General features: G+C 72.3%; 11 protein-coding genes. 6 read left to right on the forward strand and 5 right to left on the reverse strand.

Features of this window, described 5'->3' with window-relative positions; genetic code table 11:
- A partial coding sequence (gcvP, locus tag KBX53_RS09865) for an aminomethyl-transferring glycine dehydrogenase (RefSeq protein WP_210858742.1) occupies window positions 1-2,167 on the forward strand: 2,167 nt, incomplete at its 5' end.
- A gap of 179 nt (window positions 2,168-2,346) precedes the next feature.
- Here gcvP and KBX53_RS09870 read toward each other — a convergent pair.
- Window positions 2,347-2,547, reverse strand: a complete 201-nt coding sequence (locus KBX53_RS09870) for a DUF5999 family protein (RefSeq protein WP_030327695.1) — start codon at window positions 2,545-2,547, stop codon at window positions 2,347-2,349.
- A gap of 96 nt (window positions 2,548-2,643) precedes the next feature.
- On the opposite strand from KBX53_RS09870, the gene KBX53_RS09875 reads away from it, so the two are divergent.
- A complete protein-coding gene (locus KBX53_RS09875) occupies window positions 2,644-3,891 on the forward strand; it encodes a chorismate-binding protein (protein ID WP_210858755.1) in 1,248 nt (415 codons plus the stop codon).
- Window positions 3,892-3,923: 32 nt separating this feature from the next.
- A complete protein-coding gene (gene def / locus KBX53_RS09880) occupies window positions 3,924-4,433 on the forward strand; it encodes a peptide deformylase (RefSeq protein WP_030327693.1) in 510 nt (169 codons plus the stop codon).
- On the opposite strand, the gene KBX53_RS09885 is transcribed toward def, so the two are convergent.
- A complete protein-coding gene (locus tag KBX53_RS09885; protein WP_030327692.1) occupies window positions 4,430-5,200 on the reverse strand; it encodes a TSUP family transporter in 771 nt (256 codons plus the stop codon). The two genes, def and KBX53_RS09885, sit on opposite strands and share 4 nt — an antisense overlap.
- 181 nt (window positions 5,201-5,381) lie before the next feature.
- On the opposite strand from KBX53_RS09885, the gene KBX53_RS09890 reads away from it, so the two are divergent.
- Complete coding sequence (locus KBX53_RS09890; protein ID WP_210858745.1) at window positions 5,382-6,161, forward strand: endonuclease/exonuclease/phosphatase family protein; 780 nt, start codon at window positions 5,382-5,384, stop codon at window positions 6,159-6,161.
- A gap of 21 nt (window positions 6,162-6,182) precedes the next feature.
- On the opposite strand, the gene KBX53_RS09895 is transcribed toward KBX53_RS09890, so the two are convergent.
- Genes KBX53_RS09895 through KBX53_RS09905 form a run of 3 tightly spaced genes read right to left on the reverse strand, consistent with a single transcriptional unit; the run spans window position 6,183 to window position 9,516 of the window.
- Window positions 6,183-6,683, reverse strand: coding sequence for a cation:proton antiporter regulatory subunit (locus tag KBX53_RS09895; RefSeq protein ID WP_210858747.1), 501 nt, complete (start codon window positions 6,681-6,683; stop codon window positions 6,183-6,185).
- Window positions 6,602-8,212 carry a potassium/proton antiporter gene (locus tag KBX53_RS09900; protein ID WP_081883645.1) on the reverse strand — a complete coding sequence of 537 codons (1,611 nt, stop codon included), beginning with the start codon at window positions 8,210-8,212 and terminating at the stop codon, window positions 6,602-6,604. The genes KBX53_RS09895 and KBX53_RS09900 overlap by 82 nt, the downstream gene beginning before the upstream one ends.
- Entirely contained in the window at window positions 8,209-9,516 is a 1,308-nt protein-coding gene (locus KBX53_RS09905; RefSeq protein WP_210858749.1) for an SLC13 family permease, read from the reverse strand. Before KBX53_RS09905 ends, KBX53_RS09900 begins: the two co-directional genes overlap by 4 nt.
- A gap of 255 nt (window positions 9,517-9,771) precedes the next feature.
- Between KBX53_RS09905 and KBX53_RS09910 the strand changes: the two genes are divergently transcribed.
- Window positions 9,772-10,725, forward strand: a complete 954-nt coding sequence (locus KBX53_RS09910) for a sensor histidine kinase (protein ID WP_210858751.1) — start codon at window positions 9,772-9,774, stop codon at window positions 10,723-10,725.
- A partial coding sequence (locus KBX53_RS09915; protein ID WP_210858753.1) for a response regulator transcription factor occupies window positions 10,722-11,108 on the forward strand: 387 nt, incomplete at its 3' end. The genes KBX53_RS09910 and KBX53_RS09915, both read left to right, overlap by 4 nt.

Here is an 11,108-nt window from a genome sequence, read left to right on the forward strand (position 1 = left end):
CCACCAGGGTCTGGTCGAGGCGGCGCACGCCGTCGGCGCCCTGGTCACCGTCGCGGCGGACCTGCTGGCGTTGACGCTGCTGCGGGCGCCGGGGCAGATCGGCGCGGACATCGCCGCCGGCACCACCCAGCGCTTCGGCGTACCCATGGGCTTCGGTGGGCCGCACGCCGGTTACCTGGCGGTGCGCTCGGGCCTGGAGCGGATGCTGCCCGGACGCCTGGTCGGGGTGTCGCGCGACGCGGACGGCAACCCGGCGTACCGGTTGGCGTTGCAGACCCGTGAGCAGCACATCCGGCGGGAGAAGGCGACCAGCAACATCTGCACCGCGCAGGTGCTGCTCGCGGTGATGGCCGGCATGTACGCCGTCTACCACGGCCCGGACGGGCTGCGGGACATCGCGACGCGTACCCATCGGATGGCGGCGCGGCTCGCGGCCGGGTTGCGCGCCGGCGGCGTGGACGTCGCGGACGTCGCGTTCTTCGACACCGTCACCGCCCGGGTGCCGGGCCGGGCCGCCGAGGTCGTCGCGGCGGCCGCCGAGCGGGGGGTGAACCTGCGGCTGGTCGACGCCGACCAGGTGGGGATGTCCTGCGACGAGACGACCACCGACGCGCACCTTCAGGCGGTGTGGGCGGCGTTCGGGGTGGCCGCGTTCGACGGGGCCGTCGACACGGCAGTCCCGGCCGACCTGACGCGCACCACCGACTTCCTCACCCACCCGGTGTTCCGCAGCCACCACTCGGAGACGGCGATGCTGCGCTACCTGCGACGGCTGTCGGACTTCGACTACGCCCTGGACCGGGGCATGATCCCGCTCGGCTCGTGCACGATGAAGCTGAACGCGACCACCGAGATGGAGCCGATCAGCTGGGCGGAGTTCGCGCACATCCACCCGTTCGCGCCGGATGCGCAGACCGCCGGGTACCGGGAGATGATCGGTCAGTTGGAGTCGTGGCTGGCCGAGGTGACCGGCTACGACGCGGTCAGTGTGCAGCCCAACGCCGGTTCGCAGGGTGAGCTGGCCGGGTTGCTGGCGATCCGCTCGTACCACGCGTCGCGGGGGGAGACCCACCGCGACGTGTGCCTGATCCCCTCGTCGGCGCACGGCACGAACGCCGCGTCGGCGGTGATGGCCGGCATGCGGGTCGTCGTGGTGGCCTGCGACGACAACGGCAACGTCGACCTGGTCGACCTGGACGCGAAGATCGACAAGCACCGCGACGCGCTCGCCGCGATCATGGTGACGTACCCGTCGACGCACGGCGTGTACGAGACCGGCATCGCGTCGCTGTGCGCGAAGGTCCACGACGCCGGCGGGCAGGTGTACGTCGACGGGGCGAACCTCAACGCCCTGGTCGGTTTCGCCAAGCCCGGCACGTTCGGCGCGGACGTGTCGCACCTGAACCTGCACAAGACGTTCTGCATCCCGCACGGCGGCGGTGGCCCCGGCGTGGGCCCGGTGGCGGTCCGCGCGCACCTGGCGCCGTTCCTGCCCGGTGACCCGCTCGGCGCGCACGCCGACGCCACCCCGGCGATCTCGGCGGCGAAGTACGGGTCGGCGGGCATCCTGCCGATCCCGTGGGCGTACCTGCGGATGATGGGCGCCGAGGGGCTGACCCGGGCCACCGGTGTGGCGGTCCTCGCGGCGAACTACGTGGCGGCGCGGCTGCGCGGGCACTTCCCGGTGCTGTACGCCGGCAACAAGGGCCTGGTGGCGCACGAGTGCATCCTCGACCTGCGGCCGTTGACGAAGGCGACCGGGGTGAGCGTCGACGACGTGGCGAAGCGGTTGATCGACTACGGTTTCCACGCGCCCACGATGTCGTTCCCGGTGGCGGGGACGCTGATGGTGGAGCCGACCGAGAGCGAGGACCTGGCCGAGCTGGACCGGTTCTGCGACGCGATGATCGCGATCCGCGCGGAGATCGAGCAGGTGGCGTCGGGGCAGTGGCCGGCGGGGGACAACCCCCTGGCGAACGCGCCGCACACCGCGGCGATGGTCAGCGGTGACGAGTGGTCGCACGCGTACCCGCGGTCGGTGGGCGCGTACCCGGCCGGGGTGGACCGGGCCGGGAAGTACTGGCCGCCGGTGCGGCGCATCGACGGCGCGTACGGCGACCGGAACCTGGTCTGCTCGTGCCCGTCGCCGGAGGCGTTCGAAGACTGACAGCGCCCGCGGGCGCTCAAGGTTTGACAGCGCCGCCGGGCGTCGAAGGGCCGATGACGGCGCGCCGGGGCGGGCGGGTACGGCCTGCCCCGGCAGTCGCTGCGACCTGGGCGGGGACGTCCCTTACCGGGGGACTAGCCTGGGTCGACGGCGGCTATTCGGTGACGCTGAGTGGTCGGTCAGGCCACGAGGGCGTGGCGGGCGGGGCCGCGGTGCGGTGCGATGCTGCTCCCGTCGGGGAGCAGCTCGCCGGTGTCGTCGAAGACGATGACACCGTTGCAGAGCAGGCTCCAGCCCTGCTCACGGAAGCAGGCGAGGACCCGCGCGGCTTCCCGGTCGGTGGCTTCAGCGGAAGGGCAGGTCGGTTGGTGCTGGCACATCGGGTTCTCCGGACTGTGGGGGCACTGTGTCATGGTTCACATGACCAGTGACGCACAGTACCAAGCGAAAGTGTCCAGCATCGACCAGGTGTCCGCCTGGTGCGCGGGAAATCCACTGAACGGATGAGGAAGGTTGGACCGTACGGCGTGGAAACGCTCCCATACGTGTGCGACGCGGACCTCGGTCCGGCGACGTACGTCGATGTGCCGGCCGCGCCGGCCGGATGCCGGGGCGCGCTCACCGAACGCGCCCGCCTGCACTGGTCCCGCGCCGACGGCGGCGACCCGGCGGCCCTGGCCGAGGAGTTCCTCGCCGCGCACGGCCTGCCCCTGCACGACCTGACCCGACCCGTCACCGACCGCCACGGCGACGGGGTCTGCGGCGCGGCGCTGTACCTGTCCGCCGCCGCCGGGGCGCTCCTGACCGGCGCGCCCACCGGGGCGCCCGAACCCGCGCCGACCCTGCCCGACCTCGTTGTGGTCGTCTACCAGCACGGCCGCGTCCGGATCACGCCGCCCGGCCCGCCGAGGCGGTGGTGGCTCGGCGAGTGGACCGAGAGTTGGACCCCCCGCGAGCACGCCGCCGCCGTCGACGCGGTCCGCGCCGCCATCGGCCGTGGCGACGTCTACCAGAGCAACATCGTCGGCCACGCCGCCGCCCCCTACACCGGCGACCCGCTGCCCGCCCTGCGCCGCCTCGGCGCGCTCCCCGGCGCCCGCTACGGCGGTGTGCTCACCGGCGACGGCTGGGCCATCGGCTGCGCCTCCCCGGAAACCCTCGTCGAGGTCACCGACGGGCAGGTGATCACCCGACCGATCAAGGGCACCCGCCCGGCCACCGCCGCCGGGCGCGCCGAACTGCTCGCCAGCGCCAAGGAACGCGCCGAACACATCATGATCGTCGACCTGGAACGCAACGACCTGGCGCGCATCGCCCGTACCGGCAGCGTCACCGTCGACGACCTGTTCGCCGTCCGCCGCTGGTGCGACCTGTGGCAGGCCGAATCGACCGTCCGCGCCACCGTCGCCGACGGCCTCGGCCTGGCCGACCTGCTGCGCGCCACCTGCCCCGGCGGCTCGGTCACCGGCGCGCCGAAACTCGCCGCCCTGACCCAGATCAGCGCCCTCGAACCTGTCGGCCGCGGCGCCAGCATGGGCGCGCTCGGCTGGGTCGCGCCCGGTCGTGTCGACCTGGGTCTGACCATCCGCACCGCCGCCGCCGACGGCCAACGGCTGCACACCTGGGCCGGCGGCGGCATCACCTGGGACAGCGACCCGTACGCCGAGGTCGCCGAGGCCGCCGCGAAGACCACCCCGATCCGCGCCACCCTGGCCGGGCGCTGACGGCGCGCCCGGACGGCGATACGCTGACCCGCATGACCATGCGGCCCATCCGGATCATCGGCGACCCTGTCCTGCGCACCGGATGTGAACCGGTCACCACCTTCGACGCGGAGCTGCGTGCCCTCGTCACCGACCTGATGGACACCCTGCTCGGCGCCCCCGGCCGCGCCGGCGTCGCGGCACCACAGATCGGCGTCAGCGCCCAGGTGTTCGTCTACGACGCCGACGGGCACCGTGGCCACCTCATCAACCCGACCCTGGAGCTGTCCGACGAGCTCCAGGACGACGAGGAGGGCTGCCTGTCCATCCCCGGCCTGTACTTCCCGACCGTGCGGGCCATGCACGCCACCGCCCACGGTGTCGACCAGCACGGCGAGCCGTTGACCATCGCCGGCAGCGGGTTCCTGGCCCGCGCCCTGCAACACGAAACCGACCACCTGGGCGGGCGGCTCTACGTCGACACCCTGCGCGGCGACACCCGACGCAGGGCGCTGCGCGAGATCCGCGCCGGGCGGTTCGACTCACCCAGCCGGCGCGGCTAGGCCACCCACTGGTCGTGGCCCAGCTTCGCGATCAACGCGGCCACCACCACCACCAGCACCACCCGCACGAACCCGGAGCCGCGGCGCAACGCCATGCGCGCCCCGAGCACCGCGCCGGCGATGTTGCACACCGCCATGCCCGCGCCCAGCAGCCACCACACGTGCCCGGTCACCGCGAACACCACGAGCGCGCCCAGGTTCGTGCCCGCGTTGACGACCTTCGCCATCGCCGAGCCGTGCACGAAATCCGAGCCCAGCAGGGCGGTGAAAGCCAACACCAGGAACGTGCCGGTGCCCGGGCCGATCAACCCGTCGTACAGGGCGATGCCCACCCCGGCCACCGCGATCGCCGCCGCCACCCTCGCCGGGGTGCGCCGGTGCGGCGCCGGTAGCACCCCCAGCCGGGGTCGCAGCAGCACGAACGCCGCCACCGCCACCAGCACGACCAACACCACCGGCCGGTACGCCGCCGCCGGCACCGCCCCGGCGAGCACGGCGCCCACGCCGGAGCTGAGCACCGCCAACCCCGCCGCCGGCCCCACCACCCGCCAGTCGAGCGTGGTCCGCCGGGCGTACGTCGTCGCCGCCGTGGCCGTACCGAAGATCGCGGCCAACTTGTTCGTGCCCAGCGCGGTGGCCACCGGCAACCCCGGGGCGGCCACCAGCAACGCCGGCAGCAGCAACAACCCGCCGCCGCCGACCACGGCATCGACCCACCCGGCCAGCGCCGCGGCGGCCAGCAGGGTACTCAGCGATACGGCGTCCACGGGCGGCAATTCTTCCCACAGGGGACGGCCAGACCGGGCCTGACGTGGTCAGACTCACGTCAACGACCTCGCGTACGCCGCAGAAACACCCCCAACGCCCCGACCGCCACGAACACCAGCACCGAACACAGCAACACCTTCACCACCCGGCAACCATGCCACGGGCACGTAGGGTGCAGGAGTGCGCCTGGCCACCTTCAACGTGCTGCACGGACGGTCCCTCACCGACGGGCTCGTCGACTCCGACCGACTCGCCGCCGCCATCGGCGCCCTCGACGCCGACGTGCTCGCCCTGCAGGAGGTCGACCGCGACCAGCACCGCAGCGGCAACCTCGACCTCATCGCCATCGCCGCCCGCGCCCTCGACGCACCCCACCACCGCTTCGCCGCCGCCGTCGTCGGCACCCCCGGCGAACAGTTCCGCCCGCTGCGCCACGACGACGACGGGCACGGTGAACCCTGCTACGGCATCGGCCTGATCAGCCGACATCCCGTGCGCAGCTGGCAGGTCACCCGGCTCAAACCGGCGCCGGTGCGCTCACCGGTCTACGTGCCCGGCCCCCGCGGCGGCCTCATCCTCCTGCACGACGAACCCCGCGTGGTCCTCGCCGCCGTCCTGGACACCCCCCACGGCGCCCTCACCGTCGCCGCGACCCACCTGTCGTTCGTGCCCGGCTGGAACGCCCGCCAACTGCGCCAGACCGTGCGCGCCCTGCGCGCGCTACCGGCCCCCCGCGTCCTGCTCGGCGACCTCAACCTGCCCGCCGGGGCGGCCCGGCTCATTTCCGGCTGGCACCCCCTGGGCCGACGTCCCACCTACCCCTCCGGGCAGCCCCGGGTCCAACTCGACCACATCCTCGCCGACCGGCACGCCCTCGACCAGCTGCCGCCGGTACGCGCGGTCACCACCCCGCTGTCCACCATCTCCGACCACCGGCCGCTCCTGGTCGACCTGGGCTGACCCCACGGCTGTCACCCGTCGTCATCCCCGCCGGGTGGTCACACCGCCGCTGACGTAGCCGGCGACGGCGCGTCCGAGATGGTCGATCGCGTCGCGGGTGCCGACGGCGACCAGGGTGTCGCCGTAGCGCAGGTCCCGCCGGGCGTCGGGCCTGAGGACGGGGTGGCCGTCGCGCAGGACCGCCACCACGACGGCGTCGGTGCGCAGACTGCACAGCGGGCGACCGTCGTAGTCGCTGCCGGCGGGAACCGGCACCCGGGCCACCGTGACGGCGTCCACGTCCGCGCCGCCGTCGGGCACCAGGTCGATGACCGCTGTCGCCGCGAGCAGGTTGGCCAGGTGGTGGGCCGCCACCGGCGACAGCGTCGCCGCGGCACGGACGTCGGTCGGGTCGTCGCTGTCGTACAGGGCGATGTCACGGGCGCCGTTGGGGTGGCAGATCACGCCGAGTCGGGTGCCATCGCCGGTGACGAACGAGTACGAGACGCCGACGCCGGGGAGGGCGATTCGTTCGATTTCCATGACGGACTCCTCCTTGATGGTTCCGCACGCCGGTCGGGGTCGCCGTACTCGCCGTGCCAGTGGGCCAACCGCCCGGCGCGGCTGACCGCCCGCAGTCGGCGTTCGGTGGCCTCACGCACCGTCGGGGTGGTGAGGACGAGCAGATCGTCGCCGGTGCGCAGCCGGGTGTCCGTCGCGGGAACGAACGCGACGCCGTCGCGCACCACCAGCGGGGCCACCGCGGGCGTGGGCAGCCGCAGCTCGTCCAGGTACGTGCCGTGCAGTTTCGAACCCGCGGTGATGGTGACGTTGATGAGGTCGGCGTCGATGTTGTCCAGCGGGGCGATCTCGACCTGCAGGTCCGGGCCGACGCGGTGCGGGGCCAGCCCGAGGCGTTGCGCGAGCCACGGCAGCGACGGCGCCTGGATCGCGGTGAACACCACGACGAGCACGAAGACGATGTTGAACACGACCATGGCACCGGGGGTGCCGGCCACCACCGGCACCGTGGCCAGCACGATCGGCACGGCGCCGCGCAGCCCCGCCCAGGACAGGAACACCTGCTCGCGTAGCGGGATGCGGAACGGCAACAGGGTCAGCAGCACCGAGACGGGCCGGGCGATGAGCAGCAGGGCGGCGCCGACCACCAGCGCCGGCACGATCGCCGCCGGCAGGTCGGCCGGCGACACCAGCAGACCCAGCATGACGAACAGGCCGATCTGCGCGATCCAGCCGAGCCCTTCGGCCAGCGACTCGGTGGCGCGCCGGTGCGGCAGGCCGGCGTTGCCGAGCACCAGACCCGCCAGGTACGCGGCGATGAAGCCGCTGGCCTGCAGCAGGCCGGAGCCGGCGAACGCGAGCACCCCGCACGCGAACGTGGCGATCGGGTACAGCCCCGAGGTGGGCAGGGTGAGCCGGCGCAGCAGCCACACCGCAGCCATCCCCACCCCGACGCCGGCGAGCGCGCCGACCACCAGTTGGTAGCTCATCTGGGCGAGCATCCCGCCCGGGGACAGCGTGCTCAGACTCGTCGCGCTGAACGCCAGCACCAGGATGAACGTGGGCGCGTCGTTGAGCCCCGACTCCGCCTCCAGCAGGTTGCTCAGCCGACGCGGCAGCGGCACGGCGCGCAGCACCGAGAAGACGGCGGCCGCGTCGGTGGACGAGACGATCGCGCCGAGCAGCAGCGACAGCTGCCATCCCAGGCCGAGCAGGTAGTGCGCCGCCGCGGCGGTGACGGCGACGCTGATGAACACCGCAAGGGTGGCGAGCGCGGTCGCCGGGCGCAACACCCGCCGCACGTCGCTGACCCGGGTGGTCAGGCCGCCCTCGACGAGGATCACCGCGAGGGCGGCCAACCCGAGCGCCTGCGCCAACGCGGCGTCGTCGAACGGCAGCCCGAGCCCACCCTCGCCGAGCAGCAGCCCGACACCCAGGTACGCCAGCAGCACCGGCATCCCGGCCTTCGCGGCGATCTTCGCGGCGCCCACGCTGACCAGCGCCACCAGCGTCCCGGCTGCCAGCAGCAGATACAGCGACGGCAGCGTCACGGAGCACCGCCCAGGACGAAGTAGCGCAGCCACACGTACACGCCGGCGAGCACGACGGTGACGACGGTCAGCAGCAGACCGTCGCGGGTGAACCGCCAGAACGAGATCGGCTCCCCGGCTCGCTGCGCCAGACCGACCATCACCACGTTCGAGGCGGCGGCGACCACTGTGGCGTTGCTGCCGAGCCCCGCGCCGAGCGCGAGCGACCACCACCGCATGCCGGCCTGTTCCATGCCGCCGTTCGCCGCGACGAGCTGCTCGATGATCGGGCTGATGGCGGTCACCGACGGGATGTTGTCCACCAACGCCGACATGAGCGCCCCGCCGCCGATCAGGGTCAACGACGCGCCGAGCAGGTTGTCGCCGACCGCGTCGGTGGCGAAGGTGCCGACCACCTGGATCACGCCGGTGTCGACCAGGGCCCCGACCATGATGAACAGGCCGGCGAAGAACGCCAGGGTGGGCCACTCCACGTCCCGGACGACGCTGGCCGTCTCCAGCCGTGACACCCCCAGCAGAACGACACCGCCGGTCAGCGCGATCACCGCCGGTTCCAGATGCAGGACGGTGTGCAGACCGAATCCGGCGAGGACGAAGGCGAGAACGATGCCGCTGTACACCAGCAGGCGCGGTTCGCGGATCGCGTCGCGTTCCCGCATCGCCAGCACCGGCCCGACCCGCTCCGGGTGGTACGTCAACGCCGACCGGAAGATCACCCGGCAGAACAGCAACAGAACACCCAGCAGCACGATGACCAACGGCGTCAGGTGCACCAGGAACGCGTTGAACGACAGCCCGGCCCGCGCCGCGATGATGATGTTCGGCGGATCACCGATCAGCGTCGCCGTGCCGCCGATGTTCGCCGCGAACACCTCCGCCAGCAGGAACGGCACCACCGGCACACCCAGCTGCCGACACACGGAGATGGTCACCGGCGCAACGAGCAGGACCGTGGTGACATTGTCCAGCAGCGCCGACGCGGCAGCCGTGATCAACACCAGGATGACCATGAGCCGGTACGGTCGCCCACGGGCCCGCTTCGCCGCCCAGATCGCCAGATACTCGAACACGCCGGTACGACCGAGCACCGACACGATGATCATCATGCCGATGAGCAGGAAAATAACCCGCCAGTCGATGCCCGTGTCAGTGGAGAAGAACGCCTCCTGCGTACCGGTCAACCCGACCGCGAGCATCAACACCGCACCGCCCACCGACGCGGCCACCCGATCCACCCGGTCCGTCGCGATCAACGCGTACACGACAGTGAACACCGCCACCGCCAACCAGCCCGCCGTGGTCATCCACCGCCCCCCTCCCCACGGACCCCGAAGGCCCGCCCGCCGTCTGTCCCTTTACCGTTGCCAACCGGGGGCACTGCTGACATCGGGGCCAACACTCATTCCAGGGCGGTCAGCAGGGGACAACATGGGAGCCAGCCCCCATGGACACCCCCTCGACGCCCACGAGATCCTGAGGTACCGGAGCGTCGACCCACCCGGGGGCAGCCGCGCCCGCGACGATGGAAGGGCGGAGACGACAGGGGGAGGTTCGACACGGTGTCGCTGTTCTGGCGGATCTTCCTGATCAACGCCGCCGTCCTCACCGCGGCGACCGTCCTGGTCCTGCTGGGCCCCGTGACAGTGTCGACCCCGTTCGTCCTCACCGAGGCACTCATCCTCAGCGGCGGCCTGGTCGTCATGCTCGTCGCGAACGCGCTGCTGCTGCGCGTCGGCCTGGCACCACTGCAACGCCTCACCCGGGCGATGACCACCATCGACCTGCTGCGCCCCGGCCCCCGCCCCGCGGTCACCGGACACGCCGGCATCGCCGCCCTGATCAGCACGTTCAACGCCATGCTCGACCGACTCGAAGCCGACCGCGCCGCCAGCAACGCCCGCGCGCTGTCCGCCCAGGAGAACGAGCGGCGGCGCATCGCCCAGGAACTGCACGACGAGATCGGCCAGACACTCACCGCCGTCCTGCTGCAGATCAGCCGCGTCGCCGACAACGCCCCACCCGAGCTACGACCCGAACTGCACCAGGTGCAGGAAACCACCCGCGACAGCCTCGACGAGATCCGCCGCATCGCCCGCCGCCTGCGACCCGGCGTCCTGGAAGAACTCGGACTGATCGCCGCCCTGCGCTCCCTGTTCGCGGAGATCTCCCACCACAGCGGCCTGCAGATCCGCCGAGACTTCGCACCCGATCTACCCGTACTCACCGAGGAAGTCGAATTGGTGCTCTACCGCGTGGCCCAGGAAGGCCTCACCAACGTCGCCCGGCACGCCAACGCCAGCCGCGTCGACATCACCCTCATCCCACACGGCAACGGCGTGCGGCTACGCATCCGCGACGACGGACGCGGCATCGCCGGCCAACCGGAAGGCGCCGGCATCCGCGGCATGCGCGAACGGGCGCTGCTCGTCGGCGCCCACCTCAGCATCGGCCCCGGCCCCGCCGGCGGCACCGAGGTCACCCTCGACGTACCCGACCCAGCAGGCCTGGCATGAGCGCGCCCATCCGCATCCTGCTCGCCGACGACCACGCACTGGTACGCCGCGGCGTACGCCTCATCCTCGACGGCGAACCCGACCTGACCGTCGTCGCCGAGGCCAGCGACGGCGCCGAGGCCCTCGAACAAGCCCGACTGCACCAACCGGACCTGGCCATCCTCGACATCGCCATGCCCCGGCTCACCGGCCTGCAAGCCACCCGTGAACTCGTCAGACAGCAACCGGGCCTGCGGGTACTGATCCTGACCATGTACGACAACGAACAGTTCTTCTTCGAAGGCCTCCGAGCCGGCGCCAACGGATACGTCCTCAAATCCGTCGCCGACCGCGACCTCGTCGAGGCGTGCCGGGCCGCCATGCGCGACGAACCGTTCCTCTAC

It is taken from the genome of Micromonospora sp. M51, from assembly GCF_018070305.1.
Taxonomy (GTDB): Bacteria; Actinomycetota; Actinomycetes; order Mycobacteriales; family Micromonosporaceae; genus Micromonospora; species Micromonospora parva.

Coding starts and splice junctions, on each gene's coding strand:
- KBX53_RS09895 (WP_210858747.1), bottom strand. CDS start 6,683: ATGGAAATCGAACGAATCGCCCTCCCCGGCGTCGGCGTCTCGTACTCG.
- KBX53_RS09905 (WP_210858749.1), bottom strand. CDS start 9,516: ATGACCACGGCGGGCTGGTTGGCGGTGGCGGTGTTCACTGTCGTGTAC.
- def (WP_030327693.1), top strand. CDS start 3,924: ATGACCATGCGGCCCATCCGGATCATCGGCGACCCTGTCCTGCGCACC.
- KBX53_RS09870 (WP_030327695.1), bottom strand. CDS start 2,547: ATGTGCCAGCACCAACCGACCTGCCCTTCCGCTGAAGCCACCGACCGG.